This window comes from Enterobacter sp. BNK-14, assembly GCF_047456095.1.
Lineage (GTDB): Bacteria > Pseudomonadota > Gammaproteobacteria > Enterobacterales > Enterobacteriaceae > Enterobacter > Enterobacter kobei.
On the sequence record NZ_CP179897.1, the window covers coordinates 1,275,849 to 1,296,140 of the forward strand.

The 20,292-nt window shown below is 55.9% G+C and carries 17 protein-coding genes; 7 read left to right on the top strand and 10 right to left on the bottom strand.

Annotated elements, in window-relative coordinates:
• Nucleotides 1–26 precede the first annotated feature (26 nt).
• The 3 genes from yeiB to ACMGGM_RS06195 all read right to left on the bottom strand — a co-directional run bounded on the left by yeiB (nt 27) and on the right by ACMGGM_RS06195 (nt 3,122).
• Nucleotides 27–1,184 carry a DUF418 domain-containing protein YeiB gene (yeiB, locus tag ACMGGM_RS06185; protein WP_023338540.1) on the bottom strand — a complete coding sequence of 386 codons (1,158 nt, stop codon included), beginning with the start codon at nt 1,182–1,184 and terminating at the stop codon, nt 27–29.
• 18 nt (nt 1,185–1,202) lie between these two features.
• Nucleotides 1,203–1,871: a GTP cyclohydrolase I FolE gene (gene folE / locus ACMGGM_RS06190; protein ID WP_014884567.1), complete on the bottom strand. Its 669-nt coding sequence runs from the start codon at nt 1,869–1,871 to the stop codon at nt 1,203–1,205.
• 102 nt (nt 1,872–1,973) lie between these two features.
• Entirely contained in the window at nt 1,974–3,122 is a 1,149-nt protein-coding gene (locus ACMGGM_RS06195) for a YbfB/YjiJ family MFS transporter (RefSeq protein WP_032636021.1), read from the bottom strand.
• Between the two features lie 138 nt (nt 3,123–3,260).
• Between ACMGGM_RS06195 and fghA the strand changes: the two genes are divergently transcribed.
• Nucleotides 3,261–4,088: an S-formylglutathione hydrolase gene (gene fghA, locus ACMGGM_RS06200; RefSeq protein WP_063943719.1), complete on the top strand. Its 828-nt coding sequence runs from the start codon at nt 3,261–3,263 to the stop codon at nt 4,086–4,088.
• A gap of 260 nt (nt 4,089–4,348) precedes the next feature.
• Nucleotides 4,349–6,334, top strand: coding sequence for a ligand-gated channel protein (locus ACMGGM_RS06205; RefSeq protein WP_045268787.1), 1,986 nt, complete (start codon nt 4,349–4,351; stop codon nt 6,332–6,334).
• A 54-nt stretch (nt 6,335–6,388) separates the two neighbouring features.
• Here the strand turns inward: ACMGGM_RS06205 and lysP are convergent, their stop codons facing one another.
• Together lysP and yieE are read right to left on the bottom strand one after the other, a co-directional pair.
• Nucleotides 6,389–7,858, bottom strand: coding sequence for a lysine-specific permease (gene lysP, locus ACMGGM_RS06210; protein WP_014884571.1), 1,470 nt, complete (start codon nt 7,856–7,858; stop codon nt 6,389–6,391).
• A 170-nt stretch (nt 7,859–8,028) separates the two neighbouring features.
• Entirely contained in the window at nt 8,029–8,895 is an 867-nt protein-coding gene (gene yieE, locus ACMGGM_RS06215) for a DNA-binding transcriptional regulator YeiE (RefSeq protein ID WP_014884572.1), read from the bottom strand.
• A gap of 97 nt (nt 8,896–8,992) precedes the next feature.
• Here yieE and ACMGGM_RS06220 point away from each other — a divergent pair, with 97 nt between their 5' ends.
• Both ACMGGM_RS06220 and nfo read left to right on the top strand, forming a co-directional pair.
• Nucleotides 8,993–10,039, top strand: coding sequence for a YeiH family protein (locus ACMGGM_RS06220; RefSeq protein ID WP_014884573.1), 1,047 nt, complete (start codon nt 8,993–8,995; stop codon nt 10,037–10,039).
• Between the two features lie 64 nt (nt 10,040–10,103).
• Nucleotides 10,104–10,961 carry a deoxyribonuclease IV gene (gene nfo, locus ACMGGM_RS06225; RefSeq protein ID WP_014884574.1) on the top strand — a complete coding sequence of 286 codons (858 nt, stop codon included), beginning with the start codon at nt 10,104–10,106 and terminating at the stop codon, nt 10,959–10,961.
• 45 nt (nt 10,962–11,006) lie between these two features.
• On the opposite strand, the gene fruA is transcribed toward nfo, so the two are convergent.
• Genes fruA through fruB form a run of 3 tightly spaced genes read right to left on the bottom strand, consistent with a single transcriptional unit; the run spans nt 11,007 to nt 14,783 of the window.
• Complete coding sequence (gene fruA, locus ACMGGM_RS06230; RefSeq protein WP_063943721.1) at nt 11,007–12,698, bottom strand: PTS fructose transporter subunit IIBC; 1,692 nt, start codon at nt 12,696–12,698, stop codon at nt 11,007–11,009.
• 16 nt (nt 12,699–12,714) lie between these two features.
• Nucleotides 12,715–13,653: a 1-phosphofructokinase gene (gene fruK / locus ACMGGM_RS06235; protein ID WP_008500936.1), complete on the bottom strand. Its 939-nt coding sequence runs from the start codon at nt 13,651–13,653 to the stop codon at nt 12,715–12,717.
• A complete protein-coding gene (gene fruB / locus ACMGGM_RS06240; protein WP_023330930.1) occupies nt 13,653–14,783 on the bottom strand; it encodes a fused PTS fructose transporter subunit IIA/HPr protein in 1,131 nt (376 codons plus the stop codon). Before fruB ends, fruK begins: the two co-directional genes overlap by 1 nt.
• A gap of 361 nt (nt 14,784–15,144) precedes the next feature.
• Here fruB and setB point away from each other — a divergent pair, with 361 nt between their 5' ends.
• Nucleotides 15,145–16,326, top strand: coding sequence for a sugar efflux transporter SetB (gene setB, locus ACMGGM_RS06245; protein ID WP_023337548.1), 1,182 nt, complete (start codon nt 15,145–15,147; stop codon nt 16,324–16,326).
• Here the strand turns inward: setB and ACMGGM_RS06250 are convergent.
• The gene (locus ACMGGM_RS06250; protein ID WP_023330932.1) at nt 16,323–16,577 is read right to left on the bottom strand and encodes a YkgJ family cysteine cluster protein; all 255 of its coding nucleotides are present in this window, start codon (nt 16,575–16,577) and stop codon (nt 16,323–16,325) included. The two genes, setB and ACMGGM_RS06250, sit on opposite strands and share 4 nt — an antisense overlap.
• A gap of 161 nt (nt 16,578–16,738) precedes the next feature.
• Here ACMGGM_RS06250 and yeiP point away from each other — a divergent pair, with 161 nt between their 5' ends.
• Nucleotides 16,739–17,311 (top strand): elongation factor P-like protein YeiP, encoded by a 573-nt coding sequence (gene yeiP / locus ACMGGM_RS06255; protein ID WP_014884579.1) that lies wholly within the window; start codon nt 16,739–16,741, stop codon nt 17,309–17,311.
• Nucleotides 17,312–17,428: 117 nt separating this feature from the next.
• On the opposite strand, the gene uxuA is transcribed toward yeiP, so the two are convergent.
• Nucleotides 17,429–18,619 carry a mannonate dehydratase gene (gene uxuA / locus ACMGGM_RS06260; RefSeq protein WP_014884580.1) on the bottom strand — a complete coding sequence of 397 codons (1,191 nt, stop codon included), beginning with the start codon at nt 18,617–18,619 and terminating at the stop codon, nt 17,429–17,431.
• A gap of 205 nt (nt 18,620–18,824) precedes the next feature.
• Here uxuA and ACMGGM_RS06265 point away from each other — a divergent pair, with 205 nt between their 5' ends.
• Complete coding sequence (locus tag ACMGGM_RS06265) at nt 18,825–20,291, top strand: mannitol dehydrogenase family protein (RefSeq protein ID WP_048997185.1); 1,467 nt, start codon at nt 18,825–18,827, stop codon at nt 20,289–20,291.
• Nucleotide 20,292: the final 1 nt, after the last annotated feature.

Here is a 20,292-nt window from a genome sequence, read left to right on the forward strand (position 1 = left end):
TTTGTTAATGATTGTGATCCAGATCGTTATCTGGATGTATTACTCAATGATACCCCTGAAGCATGTGCGGTTAACTGACGCCACACCCACTCCAGCGGCCCCTGACGGAAATAACGCAGCCAGATAACGGAAAACGCCAGATTAACCGCCCAGATCGGAATAACAAACGCCAGCAGCCCGAGGCGGTCGAATTTCATAAACAGGCCAAAGCGATAGAAAATCGTGGTGCATATCAACGTTTGCAGGAGGTAATTGCTTAACGCCATGCGCCCGACGCAGGCGACTGCGCTGACAAGCCACAGGCGAGAAAGCTGCGGCCAGAAGCCATATATTAGCGCCGCGTAGCCGATGGTCTGGAATGGCGCGCTCAGTTCACGCGGTACCTGGAGCAGGAAAGCGCACCAGCGATAATCCCAGTGAATGTGCCACTGTGTCATCACCGCCGGGAGGTTTATCAGCACGCCGAGCAGAACCAGCCCCGCCCCGGTGCGACGATAATGACGCAGGCTGAACTCCCCTTTCAGCCACCCGGTGCGCATCAATGACGCCCCCATCAGCATCATCCCTGCCAGCTGCCAGCCGTATTGCGCCCCCAGCGCAAGAAGGTTATCCCCCAGCATATCCGCCCGGTTGCTAATGGCTTCCGTACCGCCTTTTAGCTTCCAGAACTGCTCGTACTGGAGGTTTGCAGCATCCGGGATCCAGGAACGGTTGGTCGCTTCGCCAGAGATCATCCCCAGCAGCAGCAGCACCCCAAGCCCCATGAGATAGAGCATCACACCGGTGTTAAACAGGCTTTTAACGCTGTGCGCATCACGAATGAGACGCCAGCAGATAAGCCCAACTAACCCATACGCGAGAAGAATATCGCCGTCCCAGAAGAACAGACCGTGGATAAAACCGAGGATCACCAGCAGGGTTAAGCGCGACTGGATCCAGCGGGTGCCGCGTTTAAGCAGAAGCTGTAGTCCTGCGCCAAACAGCAGGGCAAAGAGCGTGAGGAATTTAACCTGGGCAAACAGATCAAGGATTGCCCAGGTCCAGGCATCGCTTCGGGTGATATCGCCGTACCAGGCGGGATTGAGATAAGCGGCCTTCGGCAGACCGAAGGCGCTAATATTCAGCAGCAGGATACCCAGTATGGCGACGCCGCGAACAAAATCGAGCGTGACGTTTCGCTCCATGGTCCCTGCCCTGTGAGATTAGTTGTGGTGACGCACGGCGCGCAGGAACTCCTGGCGGGTGTTCTGGCTCGATTTAAACAGACCGCCCAGCGAAGTGGTGGTGGTTGCACTGGTCGCATCACGAACGCCGCGGGCTTTCACGCAGTAGTGAACGGCATCGATGGAGACCGCCACGTTATTGGTGCCCAGCAGCGTTTGCAGGGCAATCAGGATCTGCTGCGTCAGACGCTCCTGAACCTGAGGACGCTGCGCGAAGAACTGCACAATACGGTTGATCTTCGACAGACCAATCACCGTATCTTTCGGAATGTAAGCCACGGTCGCTTTACCGTCGATAGTGACGAAGTGATGTTCGCAGGTGCTGGTCAGCGTGATATCACGTACCGTGACCATCTCGTCCACCTTCATCTTATTTTCAATGACGGTAATTTTCGGGAAGTTGGCGTAATCCAGGCCAGAGAAAATTTCGTCGACGTACATTTTCGCGATGCGCTTAGGCGTCTCCATCAGACTGTCATCGCTCAGATCGAGATTAAGCAGTTGCATGATCTCGGTCATATGCCCGGAAATCAGACTTTTACGGGTTTCATTGTCCATATCCTCAACGGGCGGACGCAATGGCGTTTCGAGACCGCGCGCAAGCAGGGCTTCATGGACCAGGGCAGCTTCTTTACTGAGTGATGACATTTTCTTCTCCTGCAGGTGTGGCGTCTTTCGCCCTCGTTGTGGCAAAAGTATGCGCTCATTGTGCGTGAGGCGACGCACATAATCCAGTATTCACGACGATAATTATTGCAATTGCTGTTGCCTTTCAGCGTGACGATTCCAGACCAGCGCGCCGCCGATGAACAACGCGACGCCCGCCAGCCCCAGCGCAGGCTCCAGCCGGTGGGTTAGCCAGGTCGATAATGCCGACGTCACCGGGCCAATCAACTGCCCGATGGCATACCCGGTGGTGAGCAGTCCCGCCATATAACGCGTGTGGTTCGGTGCCAGCTCTCGGCCGTATAAAAGAGAGAGCTGCACGGCGCAAAGGAACCCGCCACCTACCAGCAGCCCGCCCGTCAGCAAACCGCCGATGCCCGGCAGCAGCCAGGCCGCCAGGACACCCGCGCCCTGAAGCCACAGCACGATAGCCAGCCTGCGGTTAGCCGTGGAGATATGTCGCAAGGCAATGCTGAGCGCAATCCCCACCACAGCGGCGAGACCAAAAATCGGCCAGACAAACTGGGCAAACAGGCTGCCGGGAAAGCGCACGGCGGCCATTTGCGATAAAAAGGTCGCCGGAAGGATATAGCCAAATCCCGCCAGGCTGTAGCTCCAGACCAGGCGCTTTAAATCCGCGGTCAGCCGCAGCGGCTCAGGCGCAGTCCCCGGGCGATGAAGCTGACCCGCACGCGGCAGATAGCGTGCCACCAGCGCAATCAACACGAGCGCCAGCACGCCGTAGATCTGCCACGCCGCACCGGCCGAAAGGGATTTCGCCTGAATATAGACCGCGAGCAGGCCGCTCAGGGCGATACCCGCGCCGGGGCCGGCAAACACCGCAGCACTGAGCCCCGGTTTACCCAGTTGCCCCAGCCGCTCGTTGGTCCAGGCGGCAATGAGCACCATTGACCAGCCACTCATGCAGCCGATCGCAAAGCGCAGCAGGCCGTGTACGACGGCGTTATCCGCCGCCGCGGAGAGCAGCGTCAATGCAACCGCACCCGTAATGCCGAGCCAGAGCCGCGTTTCAACAAAGCGGTGCGCGCGCATGGCATCCCATGCTCCCACCAGATAGCCAAGATAATTCATCGCCGCCACCAGGCCTGCGCTGGTGAGCGTGAGTTGCCCGGCGGCAATCATCAGCGGTACCTGAGGCGTAAAGGCAAAGCGCCCTATCCCCATCGCCACCACCAGCACGACAAACCCACTAAGCGCAATACGCAGCGCCATGACCGCTCCAATTGTTAAAGAAAAGTAAATTTATGATGCAGCATCTTGCCGTTCCGCGAAAGTGAAAGTTGCTCACAGGTAAATGAAAACGCTGTATTATGATGCTAATGAATAGCTATTCTCATTAAGGAGCCTTGCATGGAACTGCTCGAAGAGCACCGTTGTTTTGAAGGTCGACAGCAGCGCTGGCGGCACGACTCCACCACGCTGAACTGCGCCATGACGTTCAGTATTTTCCTGCCTCCGGCAGAGAATCCGCCTGTTCTGTTCTGGCTTTCTGGCCTGACCTGCAACGACGAAAACTTCACAACCAAAGCCGGTGCGCAGCGTATTGCGGCCGAGCTGGGTATCGCGCTGGTGATGCCCGATACCAGCCCCCGTGGGGACGATGTGGCGGATGATGCAGGATACGACCTGGGTAAAGGCGCCGGGTTTTACCTGAATGCGACCGAGCAGCCGTGGGCGAGTCATTATCGTATGTATGACTACATCCGTGACGAGCTGCCTGCGCTGATTCAGGCCGAATTCGCGGTAAACGATCGCTGTGCCATCAGCGGACATTCCATGGGCGGACACGGGGCGCTAATCATGGCGCTGAAAAACCCCGGGAAATATACCAGCGTCTCTGCGTTCGCGCCGATTGTTAACCCATCGCAGGTACCGTGGGGACAAAAAGCCTTCACCCACTATCTGGGCAAAGATGAAACGAAATGGCAGGAATGGGACAGCTGTACGCTGATGCTGGCGAGCGACTCAGCGAATGCGATCCCGATGCTTATCGATCAGGGCGATGCGGATCAGTTCCTCGCCGGGCAACTCCAGCCCGCCGTTTTAGCTGAAGCGGCACGCCAGAAGGACTGGCCGCTCACGCTGCGCATTCAGCCAGGATATGACCACAGCTATTACTTTATGGCCTCCTTTATTGAGGATCATCTCCGCTTCCACGCGGCGCATTTGTTCGCGTAATTTTCGCTATTTGCCCGATAGCCTCTCGCCTGTCGGGCTTTTCCCCTTATTGACATAATCCTATCCGCTTGAATCCAGGCTATTTTCTTGCCACAAACATCAAACACAAATGATTTCAATTATCATTTGTGTTTACAATTATACATTCTTTTGTACAATTCCAGACTCTTCTCCATCACAAAGAGTTCTTACAAGACAAATACATACAGTTCTCAGGGTTATCCCGATGGAGTTTTTTTCTTTTTATATGGAATGTACAAATGACAATACCACGCGTTAAATTGCTGGCCGCCGCCATTGGCGCCGCCACACTTTCCTCCTTCGTTCACGCAGCCGATCAGGACACCGTTGTCGTCACTGCGACGGGTTTTGAACAAAAAATCCAGAATGCCCCCGCCTCCATCTCGGTGATTTCAAAACAGCAGATTGAAGATAAAGCCTACCGTGATGTCACCGATGCCCTGAAAGACGTCCCGGGCGTCGTCGTTACTGGCGGCGGGAGCAGCAGTGATATCAGTATTCGCGGCATGGCGTCGCAGTACACGCTGTTCCTGGTGAACGGCAAACGCGTGAGTACGCGCAGTACCCGCCCAAACAGCGACAACTCGGGCATTGAACAAGGCTGGCTGCCGCCGCTGGAGTCCATTGAGCGTATCGAGGTTATCCGTGGCCCGATGTCCTCACTTTACGGTTCTGATGCTATGGGTGGAGTCATCAACGTCATTACCAAAAAAGTGTCGAACACCAAGGCCTGGACAGGTTCGTTGCATGGCGATGCAACCTTCCAGGAAAACAATGATTCCGGTGATATATTTCAGACCAACGCCTACGCTTCAGGTCCCCTGATTGACGGGCTGCTTGGCGCAAAAGTGACGGGGCTTTTGTCACGCCGCGCAGAAGATAAGATTGTGAACGGGTATAACGAGCAGAAAATGCGTAACGGCGGTATTACGTTGAATTTCACGCCGGACGAGCAAAATGATTTCGACCTCGACTTTGCCCGTGAACTTCAGGACAGAAACAGCACGCCGGGGATGTCGAAAGCGACGGAAACCTGCCGTGGAACGACCTGTACGCCAAATACCAAAAGCGAAACCCGCTATGAGCATACCACCTACTCATTAACCCACAGCGGTTATTACGACGACTTCAATACCACCAGCTATATCCAACAGGAAGAGACGAATAACCCGGATCGTGAAATGCGCTCGTACAACACCACCTTCAACAACCAGAACCAGATCTTCCTCGCCGATCATACCCTGACTCTCGGCGGGCAATATCGCTATGAGAAACTGCGCGACAACGGCAATCAGCTGGAGGCTGCCGATGGCCTGAACAAACTGACACGCTGGAGTTGGGCACTGTTTGCCGAAGATGAATGGGCAATGACGGAAAGCTTTACGTTAACCGGCGGCCTGCGCATGGACAAAGACCAAAACTATGGTACTAACTGGACGCCACGTGGTTACGGTGTATGGCACCTCGCCGATCAGTGGACATTGAAAGGCGGGGTTTCTGCGGGCTACCGTGCACCGGACCTGCGTCAGTCGTCTGCCAGCTGGGGGCAGGTAACGGGTGGTGGCCGTCTTGACGGTATCATCGTTGGCAACCCGGACCTGAAACCAGAGAAGAGTCTGAGTGAAGAGATCGCCCTGCTCTGGGATAATAACGACAATCTTAATGCCGGTGTGACGCTGTTCAATACCGACTTCAAAGACAAAATTACTGAAGTTCGCCGCTGTAACAGCAGTTCCGATCCCGCCTGTACGATTGGCGATCACAGCTATGATTTCGTGAGCGACCGCGTCAACGTGGACAAAGCCAACATGCGCGGCGTGGAGTCTACCTTCGGCTGGAAAATCACGCGCGATGTGAACTGGACTGCCAACTACACTTATACGGAATCCGAGCAGAAGAGCGGCCAGTTCTCCGGTAAGCCGTTGAACAAAATGCCAAAACATATGTTCAATACCACCCTGGACTGGCAGGCGACACCAGACGTCGGCTTCTGGAGTCGTCTGAACCTGCGCGGTAAAACGTCTGAGTATCTGAGCCGTACATCAATGTCCCAGGGTACACCGTCCTATACCCAGGTGGATGTGGGTCTGCGCTACAACGCGAACAAAAACCTGCTTGTGACTGCCGGTGTGTATAACGTGCTCGATAAGCAAATTGATTACGATACGTATGACACCGTGCTTGATGGACGTCGTTATACCGTGGGCATGACTTACAGCTTCTAACCGCCCCATAAAAAAGCCCGCTCGAATGAGCGGGCTGAAAGAGAGGAATTGCGGTTATTGTTTAAATCGTTCCGGGAATTCCATTTCACTGTAACGAACGAAGTGTGTTCCTTTCGTCAGTTTGTAACCAAACCAGATGATCAGGAACAGCGGAATACCAATGTAGGTTGCCGTGACGGCGCCCCAGTCGATAGTATCCGCGAGGAACGCTTCATAGTTCTGGCCCAGCGTAATAATCAGACACAGAATGAAGGCGAAAATTGGCCCCAGCGGGAAGAACCCTGAGCGATACGGCAGGTCGTTCAGATCATGACCTTGCATTACGTAACCGCGACGGAAGCGATAGTGGCTGATGGCAATGCCCAGCCAGGCGATAAAGCCCGTCATCCCGGAGGTGTTAAGCAGCCACAGGTAAACCGTCTGGTTGCCGAACATGGAGGTCAGGAAGCACAGACCGGCAATCACCGTGGTGGCGTACAGAGCGTTACGTGGCACACCACCGCGAGACAGTTTAGCGAAGATGCGCGGCGCTTTACCGTCGCAGGCCAGGGTGTAAAGCATACGGGTGGACGCGTACATACCGGAGTTACCCGCTGACAGCACTGCCGTCAGGATCACCGCATTCATTACCGCCGCCGCAGAGAGCAGTCCCGCGTGCTGGAAGACCAGAGTGAACGGGCTGACGCTGATGTCTTTCACATCGTTACGCAACAGGCTTGGATCGGTATACGGAATGATCAGGCTGATAATCAGGATCGCGAACACGTAGAACAGCAGGATACGCCAGAAGACCTGACGCACCGCGCGAGGAATGTTCTTCTCCGGATTTTCAGATTCACCGGCCGCAATGCCAATCAGCTCAGTGCCCTGGAAAGAGAAGCCGACAATCATCGCCACGCCAATCATGGCCGAGAACCCACCGGCAAACGGCGCATCGCCTATTGTCCAGTTGCTCCAGCCCGCAGGCTCTGCCCCTTTGAAAATACCAACGATCATCGCCACACCGACGACGATAAAGATGATGACGGTTGCCACTTTGATCAAAGAGAACCAGTATTCCGCTTCACCAAACCCGCGTACGGAGATGTAGTTCAGCAGGAAAATGACGACCAGGAACAACGCGCTCCAGATCCAGCCCGGCGTGTCCGGGAACCACCAGGTCATCACCAGCTGTGCGGCGACGAGGTCAACGGCGATGGTAACAGCCCAGTTGTACCAGTAGTTCCAGCCCAGCGCGAAGCCGAAGCCTTCTTCCACGTATTTTTGTCCGTAGGTCGAAAACGAACCGGATACCGGCATGTATGCCGCCAGTTCACCCAGGCTGGTCATCAGGAAGTAGACCATCAGGCCAATCAGGATATAAGAGAATAATGCCCCACCCGGGCCAGCTGCCGAAATCGTTGCGCCAGAGGCAACGAAAAGACCTGTACCGATGGAGCCGCCAATGGCGATCATCGTCAGGTGACGCGCCTTGAGTTCACGACGTAGCGTGGGCGCTTCTGTGGTTTTAGTTTCTGAAACCATGTGAAAATGCTGTCCATTCAATAAATGAGGCGCGATTGTAGCAGACGATCGGCGTTCCTTCCGGCAGAAATACTCAGTTATAAGAGAGCTTCATGACGCGGCCAGGATTATAAGTAAAGCATCATTTTTCCCTCCCCCTTTTGGGGAGAGGGCCAGGATGAGGGGCAATTTCACATCTCGCAATAGCGCAGAAAACGCTGCAGCGAACTGGAAAGGTGTTTCTGACGATGATGGATGCACCACAGCGTGCGCACCAGTTTCGGCAATGGAACAGGAATTTCCACCAGCGATCCCGTCTCAAGCTGTTCGGCAATCACGCGTCGGGAAAGGCAGCTGATACCCAGTCCATGACGCACCGCATGCTTAATCGCCTCCGAGTTCCCCAGCTCCATTCCCAGCTGGAAATGCGGCAAATGAGACAGCAGCAGGTAATCGACAATTTCACGCGTGCCGGAACCCTGCTCGCGCAGGATCCACTGAGCCTGCGCCAGGCGCTCCAGCGTCACCTCGCCCTGTAATAAAGAAGAGGCCGGGGAGGCAAACACTACCAGCTCGTCTTCCAGCCAGGGCTCGGCGATGATATCGACGTTGTGGCACGGACCTTCAATGAGACCGATATCCACGCGAAAATCGATCACCGCGTTGATGACGTCCTGGCTGTTACCCACGCTCATCTCCAGCGGCAACGAGGGAAAATCCCGGCGATAGCGGGCAATCACTTCCGGCAGGATGTAGTTACCGATGGTACTGCTGGCAAAAACGCGGATCGCGCCGTTGTCTTCGCGGAACAGCTGTTCAATTTCGATAGCCTGCTCCAGCAGAGCCAGCGCGCGCGGGTAAAGCAGGCGGCCATGCTCATTGACCACCAGACGCTTCCCTACCCTGTCGAAAAGCTGAACGCCTAACTGTCCTTCGAGATCGGTCAACGCCGCGCTAACGGCAGACTGAGAGAGCGCCAGCATTTGTGACGCCTGAGTCGTAGAGCCGCTCTTCAGCACTTCGGCAAACACTTCCAGCTGACGCAATGTAATGTGCATGGTCACTTACCACTTATATAGATTGATTATAAGTATATAATCAATTTTATTTTTAAGCCAGATCGCCGTAACCTTTAGCCAGACAAAGGAGAAGGTTATGTCAGAACTCACCTTACAACATCATCGTACAGTGTGGCACTTCGTGCCGGGTCTCGCGCTCAGCGCCGTCGTCACCGGTGTGGCCTTATGGGGCGGCAGTATACCGGCAGTGGCCGGTGCCGGGTTTAGTGCCTTAACGCTGGCTATTTTGCTCGGCATGGTGGTCGGGAATACCGTCTACCCGCACATCTGGAAATCCTGCGACGGGGGCGTCATTTTCGCCAAACAACATTTATTACGTCTGGGCATTATTCTTTACGGTTTCCGCCTGACCTTTTCGCAGATTGCGGATGTCGGCGTGAGCGGGATTGCCATTGATGTCCTGACCCTTTCGAGCACCTTTATGCTGGCGTGCTTTATCGGCCAGAAGGTGTTTGGCCTGGACAAGCAGACCAGTTGGTTAATTGGCGCAGGCAGCAGCATTTGCGGTGCGGCAGCGGTACTGGCAACGGAACCGGTCGTTAAAGCTGAAGCCAGTAAAGTGACGGTGGCCGTCGCGACGGTGGTTATCTTCGGTACGCTGGCAATCTTCCTTTATCCGGCTATGTATCCGCTGGTGGCGCACTGGTTTAGCCCGGAAACCTACGGCATCTATATCGGTTCGACGATGCACGAGGTGGCACAGGTGGTCGCAGCAGGTCACGCCATCAATCCGGAAGCGGAAAATGCCGCGGTCATCGCCAAAATGCTGCGCGTCATGATGCTGGCCCCGTTCCTGATTTTCCTGGCCGCGCGGGTTAAGCAGCTGGCTCCGGCAGGTGGCAGCGAGAAAAGCAAAATCACCATCCCGTGGTTTGCGATCCTTTTCATCGTGGTCGCTATCTTTAACTCGTTCCACCTGCTGCCAAAAGCGGTCGTGGATATGCTGGTGACGCTGGATACGGTGCTGCTGGCCATGGCGATGGCGGCTCTGGGTGTGACCACGCACGTCAGCGCCCTGAAAAAAGCCGGTGCAAAACCGCTGCTGATGGCGCTGGTGCTCTTTATCTGGCTGATTGTGGGCGGCGGCGCGATTAACCTCGCCGTACACAGCCTGATGGCATAAACCCTCTCGTCGTTCTCCTGTTAACCCGTTATGATAAGCGTTTCGGGTTAACAGGAGTCTTTTTATGAAATATGTTGGAGCGCACGTCAGCGCTGCAGGTGGCCTTGCAAACGCCGCCATTCGCGCCGCCGAAATCGAGGCAACCGCTTTCGCCCTGTTCACCAAAAATCAGCGCCAGTGGCGCGCCGCACCGCTCACCACCGACGTGATTGATGATTTCAAAGCCGCCTGTGAAAAATACCACTACGGGCCGGGCCAGATCCTTCCCCACGACAGCTATCTGATTAACCTCGGTCATCCGGTTCAGGAAGCGCTGGATAAATCCCGCGAGGCGTTCCTTGATGAAGTGCAGCGCTGTGAACAGCTGGGGCTGACGCTGCTGAACTTCCATCCGGGTAGCCATCTGATGCAGATCGACGAAGACGCCTGTCTGGCGCGTATTGCTGAGTCCATCAACATCACCCTGGAGAAAACCAACGGCGTGACCGCGGTGATCGAAAACACCGCCGGTCAGGGCAGCAATCTCGGTTTTAAGTTCGAACATCTGGCGGCGATCATCGACGGCGTGGAAGATAAATCCCGCGTGGGCGTGTGCATTGATACCTGTCACGCGTTTGCGGCTGGTTACGATCTGCGTACAACCGAGGCAACGAAAAACACGTTCGATGAGTTTGAGCGCATCGTGGGCTTCAAGTACCTGCGCGGTATGCACCTCAACGATGCGAAAAGCGCCTTTGGTAGCCGGGTTGACCGCCACCACAGCCTGGGCGAAGGCAATATTGGTCACGATGCATTTCGCTTTATTATGCAGGATGCCCGTTTCGACGGTATCCCCATGGTGCTGGAAACCATCAATCCGGATATCTGGGCGGAAGAGATCGCGTGGCTCAAGGCACAGCAGACCGCTGAACAGGCGGCATAAAAAAAGCCGGGTTGCTTCGCACCCGGCTTTTTTGTTGCTTATCGCTTACGCTGCTTTTGCAACCCCTTCCGCTTCCGGACGTTTCAGCACCGCGTAAGAGAGACCCGCCACCAGCGTACCGGCAATGATTGCCAGCAGGTAACCCAGTACCGGGGTGATAGCGCCAGGGATCAGCAGGACGAACAGACCACCATGTGGTGCCATCAGCTTCGCGCCAATCGCCATGGAGATGGCCCCCGTCACCGCACCGCCCACGATACAGCATGGCAGCACACGCATTGGATCACGCGCCGCGAACGGGATTGCACCTTCGGTGATGAAGCACAGACCCAGCACCAGCGCCGCTTTACCGCCTTCCTGCTGCGCTTTGTCGAACTTACGACGGGCGATAATGGTCGCCAGGCCGAGCGCCAGAGGTGGCACCATACCGGCCGCCATGATCGCCGCCATCGGCGCGTAGGTCTGGGTACTCAGCAGGCCAACGCCAAACGCGTATGCCGCTTTGTTCACCGGACCGCCCATATCGGTACACATCATACCGCCGAGGATTGCGCCCAGCAGAACCGCGTTCGCCGTACCCATGGTTTGCAGCCAGTGGGTCAGACCCGTCAGGATGCCCGCTACCGGTTTACCGATGAGGTAAATCATCGCCAGACCCACCACCAGGCTGGAAATCAGCGGGATGATGAGAATCGGTTTCAGCGCTTCCATACTCTGCGGCAGCTTCAGCTTCGAGCTGATCAGCTTCGCGACGTAACCGGCCAGGAAACCGGCAATGATACCACCGATAAAGCCGGAACCGGTGCTGACGGCCAGCATACCGCCAATAAGACCCGGCGTCAGACCAGGACGGTCAGCGATGGAGAAAGCGATAAAGCCTGCCAGAACCGGCACCATCAGCGCGAATGCTGACCCCCCGCCGATCTGCATCAGCGCAGCCGCAAGCGTACCTTCTTCTTTAAATGCTGTAATACCAAAAGCAAACGACAGCGCGATACACAGACCACCCGCCACCACCATCGGCAGCATGTAAGACACACCCGTCAGCAGGTGACGGTAGGCCCCCGCAGACTCTTTCTTCCCTTCGGTGGCGGTTTTAGCCGCACCGGTAGCCTGGTAAGGTTTGGCTTCCGCCAGCGCTTTATCAAATTCCTGAGCGGTCTTTTTCAGCGCCAGGCCGGTTGAGGTGCGGTACATCGGCTTACCGGCAAACTTCGCCAGATCGACTTCGATATCGGCCGCCACAATCACCAGATCGGATTCCGCCACTTCTTCCGGGGTGATGGCGTTACCGGCACCCACGGAGCCACGGGTTTCGACTTTTACCCACCAGCCGCGTTTTTTCGCTTCGGTTTCAATGGCTTCAGCCGCCATAAAGGTATGCGCTACCCCAGTTGGACACGCCGTTACCGCCACAATGCGTTTCGGCCCGGTGGCTGCAGCCGCGGTCGGTGCTGTCGCGACAGGTGCGCTGTAAACCGACGCGTGGCCTTTCGCTTCACTCAGGAACAGTTCTGGATGTGCCACCGCGCGATTAATATCGCCCAGCCACACTTTTTTGCCGTTCAGCGCACTGTCCGCAGGGATTTTATCACCCAGAACAATCGCCAGTTCAGCATCACCCGGGTTATCAATGATGTCCAGGTGTGCTTTTTGTGCCGCCGCGCCCAGCAGGGTCTTCGCCATATAGGCGCGAGCCTGTCCGAGACCGGAGTCAATGATCAGCAGCGTTTTCATTATTCCTCTCCTGCTGTTAGTTAAAAGGTTTTAAGTCAACGCGCGCCATCATCGCGGCTAACTGGGTACGATCGGTAATACCGACATTGCTCTGGCTCACGGCCAGGGCTGCAACGGCGGTGGCAAGACGTAACGTATGTTCACTGGATTCACGCATCAGCAGGCCGTAAATCAGGCCGCCAACCATCGAATCCCCAGCGCCAACGGTACTCACAACTTCCATTGACGGCGGTTTGGCAATCCATTCGCCAGAAGCGTTAACCCACAACGCGCCTTCTGCACCCAGCGAGATCACGACGTGAGCGATACCCTGCTCACGCAGCGCATGGGCTGCATCAATCACATCTTTTAATTCTGGCAGCTTACGGCCAGCCCAAATCTCCAGTTCGCGGCGATTCGGCTTCACCAGCCATGGAGACGCTTTCAGACCCGCAACCAGTGCGTCACGGCTGCTGTCGAAAATAATGCATGGGCACTGGCTACGCAGGCGCGTCATCCAGTCGGTAAACGCTTCCGGGCTCACGCCGGACGGCAGGCTGCCGCTGACGCACACCATGTCGAACTGACCGAGCCAGGTGAGGGAGTCGTTAACAAAGCGCTCCCAGTCTGACGGGGTGACTTCGAAGCCAGAGAAGTTCAGGTCGGTCACTTCACCGTCTTTCTCCGTCAGCTTGACGTTGATACGGGTACGGCCCTGAACGACCTGGAAGCGGTTAGCAATGCCCAGCTCGCTGAACAGCTGCTGGAAACCGTCCTGGTTATCTTTACCGAGGAATCCACCCACGGTGACATCGATACCGAGATCCTTGAGCACTTTCGCGACGTTAATCCCTTTGCCCGCAGCATGCAGGCCAGTGGTACGCACGAGGTTTACTTCGCCGCGCTCAATCTCCGGGCAAAACCCCACCAGGTCATATGCCGGGTTCAGCGTAATAGTCGCAACACGTCTGCTCATTATGCGCCCTCCCCCAGACCTGCCGCGATGGCGTCGCCAATCGCTTTCAGCGCCTGTTCAGCATCAGCACCCTGCGCGGTGAAACGCAGACGGTGACCTTTCTTCACGCCCAGCGCGACCACTTTCATCAGACTACGGCCGTTGGCCGGTTTGCCCGTGCCATCAAGGTTAGCCACGGTGATCTCACTTTCGAATTGTTTAATGGTATTCACCAGCATGGTGCCTGGACGGGCGTGCAGGCCGTGTTCGTTACGTACCACGAACTCAGCGGTCAGCAGGTCATCCGTCAGCGCATCATCACTGGTCAGCAGAGCCAGCACGGTGGCAGCATCCGCATTAAGCAATTTTTCAGCTTTATTATTCAGCAGCAGATCGCCCAGACGCTTCAGCACCGACACTGGCTGCTCATCGTTCATCGCCACGGTGACCAGCATGGCGGCAGGCTCCCCCTCAACGTCAAACGCTGTGGCTGCACGGCTCACCGCGATAGCACTGCGCAGGTTGCCTTCAGCACTGTCGTTCAGCCAGATACCCTGGCCAAGATTCAACGGTTTGTCGTTAATCACGCGCGTCACAAAGGTGGCATCAGCCGCCCCGGCTTCTTTAAGACGACCCGCATTCAGCGCCTGCAGCGTGACCAGATCCGAAGCCACAACATCCAGCGTCAGCGTGTCATTATCCAGTTTCAGCGCTTCACTCTGTTTTTCACCCATCAGCAAGGCACGCAGCTCTTCAGCGGTTGTCGCTGACTTCAGCTGTTCTGCCACGGCGTCATCACTCAGGACATGCGTTAGCTGACGCAGCAGACCCAAATGTTCGTCGCTGCTGGCCGCAATGCCGATAGCCACATACGCTACCTGACCTTCGCCCCAGAGTACGCCCTGCGGGAACTGATAAACCTTCACGCCGGTTTTCAGCACCTGGTCGCGGGTGTCTGTTGTACCGTGCGGAATGGCAATCCCATTACCGAGGAAGGTGGAGGTCTGCTGCTCGCGCGCCAGCATACCGTTTACGTAGCCGTCCGCGACGTTGCCTGCCTGCACAAGGGCAGCGGCGACCTGACGAATAGCCTCTTCTTTATCCCCGGCCTGAGCGCCTGGGTGAATATCCTGAACAGATAACTGGAACATGGTTCTCCTCTCCTGCTGAAAGTGAATCGTTTCAGCTTACATGAGAAAAAATACGCTAGCCTGCTCCGTTTGCTAAAACAAGATAGCGCTGAAACGTTTCAAAAAGTCTTGCGCTTTCTGCAATGTCTTGCAAGAAAAGTCGTATTTCCGATCTCAGAATTTAGAGATGCAGCACATTTCTTCCGCATTCAGCTGAATTTTGCTGAAGTTCAGCAAATCAGTTTCAGCTAAGTTCAGCCAGTAGGATGAGAAGTTGAAATGCCATTTTGATTTTTCGTGGCATCATTGACCTCGTCCACTGTTTATTTTTTAGCTAACGGCGTAAACTCCGCCCCTCTCTGTTACTCGCTAATTATAAAACATGCATAACACCCCTGCGGCCACCTCGCCGAAGCCCTTCGATTTGACGTCAACGGCGTTCCTGATTGTTGCCTTCTTCACGGGCATTGCTGGCGCGTTGCAAACCCCAACGCTGAGCTTATTCCTGACCAACGAGGTTCACGCCCGTCCTGCGATGGTTGGCTTCTTTTTTACCGGGAGCGCCATTATCGGCATCCTGGTAAGCCAGTTCCTGGCGGGCCGTTCCGACCGAAAAGGCGATCGTAAAAGCCTGATCGTTTTCTGCTGCCTGATGGGCGTCCTGGCCTGCGTTTTGTTTGCCTGGAACCGTAGCTACTTCATTTTGTTGTTCGTGGGGGTTTTTCTGAGCAGCTTTGGCTCAACCGCCAACCCGCAGCTGTTTGCCCTCGCCCGCGAGCATGCCGACCATACCGGGCGTGAAGCGGTGATGTTCAGCTCGGTCCTACGTGCTCAGGTGTCGCTGGCGTGGGTGATTGGCCCGCCGCTGGCTTACGCGCTGGCGATGGGGTTTGGCTTTACGGTGATGTACCTGAGCGCGGCGGTCGCGTTTGTGGCGTGCGGTGCGATGGTGTGGTGCTTCCTGCCGTCAATGCGCAAAGAGCCCAAAGTGGCAACAGGCGTTCTGGAGGCCCCGCGCCGTAATCGTCGCGATGCCCTGCTGCTGTTTATTATCTGCACGCTGATGTGGGGCACCAACAGCCTGTATATCATTAACATGCCGCTGTTTATTATTGATGAACTGCATCTGCCGGAGAAACTGGCCGGCATAATGATGGGCACCGCTGCTGGTCTGGAGATCCCGACCATGCTGATAGCGGGCTATTACGCGAAGCGTTTCGGAAAACGTTTTTTGATGCGCATCGCGGCCGTCGCCGGGCTGCTGTTCTACATTGGTATGCTGACGGTCCATACACCGGAGTTGCTGCTGGCTTTACAGCTGCTGAACGCCATCTATATCGGGATTCTGGCGGGGATTGGCATGCTCTACTTCCAGGATCTGATGCCGGGCCAGGCAGGCTCAGCGACCACCCTTTATACTAATACCACGCGCGTGGGCTGGATTATAGCAGGCTCCATGGCCGGGGTCGTTGCTGAGATCTGGAACTACCACACGGTGTTCTGGATTGCGCTGGTGATGTGTACGCTGACCATTGGCTGTCTGGCGAGAATCAAAGACGTTTAAGGCGCGGTGAGCGCTTCCAGCTCAAGCAGATAGAGCATCGCCTGCGCGCGCGAACTGCCGCACATCTCGACCCCAGGCTGCAGCCCGGAGCAGACCTTCGGGCGCAGGGGCGAACCAAAGATCATACACAGGTTGGATTCAGAGAGCTGAACACAGCGGGTATTGGCGGGCTTGCCCTCCGGCATTCCGGGTATCGGGCTTGAAATGGACGGAGCGGTACAGCACGCGCCGCAATCTGGACGACAATCCATACATGCTCTCTCAGTGACGAAGCCCGTGCAGTCGGGCATCGGGCGCACAGTAACACCTTTTGTGCGTTGATAGCAAAAGCCACGAATTCCGCTTGCCTGAAAGGCCGCGCACGAGTAATTTGGCGCGATATTTTTTACCTCCCGTAAACAGGATTATTGCAATGCCAAGAGCGAACGAAATTAAGAAAGGTATGGTACTGAATTACAACGGCAAACTGCTGATTGTGAAAGACATCGACATTCAGGCTCCCAGCGCCCGTGGTGCTGCCACGCTGTACAAAATGCGTTTTGCCGATGTGCGTACCGGCCTGAAAGTGGAAGAGCGCTTTAAAGGTGACGATATTGTCGATACCGTGACCCTGACCCGTCGCTATGTTGATTTCTCTTACGTCGACGGCAACGAGTACGTGTTCATGGATAAAGAAGATTACACCCCGTATATCTTCACCAAAGATCAGATTGAAGAAGAGCTGCTGTTCATCCCTGAAGGCGGTATGCCTGACATGCAGGTTCTGACCTGGGATGGCGTGCTGCTGGCGCTGGAACTGCCTCAGACCGTCGATCTGGAAATCGTTGAGACGGCACCTGGCATCAAGGGCGCATCCGCAAGTGCCCGCAACAAACCTGCCACTCTGACCACCGGTCTGGTTGTGCAGGTGCCGGAATACCTCTCCGCAGGCGAGAAAATCCGCATCCATATCGAAGAAAAACGCTATATGGGTCGCGCTGACTGATAGCGGCGTTTGTCGGGTGGCGGCTTCGCCTTACCCGACCTACAAAAACACAAAAACCGGCTCTCAGGCCGGTTTTTTTGTAGGCCCGGTAAGCGTAGCGCCACCGGGCAACAGAACTTAAAGAAGCTCCGGGTATTTCGTCATCTTCAGCGCCAGCTCAACGCCGCGCACTTCCGCCATCCCTTTCAGTCGGCCTATCGCCGAATAGCCAGGGTTGGTTTTCTTGCGCAGATCGTCCAGCATCTGGTGCCCGTGGTCCGGGCGGAACGGAATAGGACGGACATCGCCAGCCTGCTTACGACGCGCCTCTTCTGCCAGGATGGCATCGACCACCGCGACCATATTGACGTCTCCGCCCAGGTGCGCGGCCTCGTGGAAGGTCTTAGGATTATCCTCCCGGCAGGTTGCGCGCAAATGCGTGAAGTGAATGCGATCGCCAAAGGCTTCAATCATCTGCACCAGGTCGTTATCCGCGCGAACACCGTAGGAACCCGTACACATGGTAAAGCCGTTATAGATGCTGTTGACCGTCTCTTTCAGCCACTGCATATCTTCGATAGTGGAAACGATGCGCGGCAGACCGAGGATAGGACGCGGTGGATCGTCCGGATGCACGGCCAGACGCACGCCGACTTCTTCCGCAACCGGTACGATAGCGCGCAGGAAATAAGCCATGTTTTCACGCAGCTGGTTCTTATCAATATCGCCGTATTCCGCCAGACGCGCGCGGAACTGGTCCAGCGTGTATCCCTCTTCTGCGCCCGGCAGGCCCGCAATGATGTTGCGGGTCAGCTTTTCAATATCCGCTGCACTCGCGTCATTAAACCATTGAAGCGCCTGCTGCTGCTCTTCAGCGGTGTAATCCGCGTCGGCGCCAGGGCGTTTCAGGATGTGCAGCTCAAATGCAGCAAAGGCAATCTGGTCGAAACGCAGCGCTTTTGAGCCGTCCGGCATCGGGTATTCCAGATCGGTCCGCGTCCAGTCCAGAATAGGCATGAAGTTATAGCAAACCGTATCAATGCCGCAGGCCGCCAGGTTGCGAATGCTCTGCTGGTAGTTCGCAATCCAGGTCTGGTAATCCCCGGAATGGGTTTTGATATCTTCGTGGACCGGAATGCTCTCCACGACAGACCAGGTTAATCCCTTCTCCGCCAGCAGCGCCTGGCGCTGTTGAATTTCCTCAACCGGCCAGACCTGGCCGTTAGGAATGTGATGCAGCGCCGTCACGACACCCGTTGCGCCAGCCTGACGCACATCATCAAGAGAAACCGGATCGTTCGGCCCGTACCAACGCCAGGTTTGTTCCATTGCCTCACCCTCTAAAGTTGTTATACCAATATGTGTTACTGCAATGACGACTACCATACATGTTTAGCGTACAGGGTCAACATACCGCCACACGTTGATTGATCTAACTCACAGAACGGGGATATTTACGGCTCACCAATTTTATTTGCTGTCATATAACTTTACACTGGCATTGTTAATTAATGGTTAATCAGGTGTGTATTTCATGAAGACAATTGCCTCCACCTCGCTTCCTGCCCATGTTCAGCAACCTCGCTACGATCGCAAGCAATTACGCTCCCGGATCGTCCATTTTGGCTTTGGCGCATTTCACCGCGCGCACCAGGCGCTGTTAACAAACCGGGTGCTGAATGAAAAAGGCGGCGACTGGGGGATTTGTGAGATTAGCCTCTTTAGCGGCGATGTGCTGATGGGCCAGCTGCGCGGGCAGGATCATCTGTTTACCGTGCTGGAGAAAGGTGCTGAAGGAAATCAGCCAATCATTGTCGGCGCCGTTCATGAATGCCTGAATGCAAAGCTTGACTCGCTGTCCGCCATTATTGAGAAATTTTGTGAGCCCCAGGTGGCGATTGTATCGCTCACCATCACTGAGAAAGGCTACTGCATCGATCCCGCGACCGGTAAGCTGGATCGACAAAACGCGCGGATCCAGCACGACCTGGACAACCCCGCCGAACCGCATTCTGCGCCTGGGATCCTGGTCGAGGCGCTACATCGCCGCCGCGAGCGAGGTTTGCCAGCGTTTACCGTGCTTTCCTGTGACAATATTCCTGACAATGGCCACGTGGTGAAAAATGCCGTGCTTGGCATGGCGCAGAAACGTTCCCCGGCCCTGGCGGAGTGGATCGAAGGCCACGTGAGTTTTCCGGGCACGATGGTCGACAGAATTGTTCCCGCGGCGACGGAGGCCTCGCTTGCAGAAATCGCCGATGCGCTCGGCGTCGACGATCCGTGTGCCATCAGCTGCGAGCCGTTTATTCAGTGGGTGGTGGAAGATAATTTTGTTGCCGGGCGTCCGGAGTGGGAAGTGGCAGGTGTCCAGATGGTGCAGGACGTTCTGCCGTGGGAACAGATGAAATTACGCATGCTCAACGGCAGCCACTCTTTCCTGGCGTATCTGGGATACCTCGCCGGGTACGCGCATATTAATGAATGTATGGAGGATGCCGCCTTCCGTGAAGCCGCCCGGCGGTTAATGCTGGAGGAGCAGGCGCCTACGCTGCGTATAAAAGATGTGGACCTGACCGCCTATGCCGACAGCCTGATTGCGCGCTTCGCCAACCCGGCGCTGCAACACCGGACCTGGCAGATTGCGATGGACGGTAGCCAGAAACTGCCGCAACGGATGCTGGATGGCATCCGCATCCACCTTGAGCGAAATACCGACTGGCCTCTTCTGGCACTGGGCGTTGCCGGCTGGATACGGTACGTCAGCGGTACCGACGAACGCGGCAACGCGATTGATGTTCGCGATCCCCTCAGCGATAAAATTCGCGCGATTGTCGGGGCCAGCCGCGACGCTGACCGCGTTAACGCGCTGCTGGGGCTGAGCGAAGTCTTTGGCCACGATCTCCCCCAGAATAGCGTATTTGTTGAGGCGGTAAGCGAGGCATACGCGCGCATCACCCGCCGCGGCGCCCGTCAGGCTGTTATAGAAACGTTAAATATTTAAC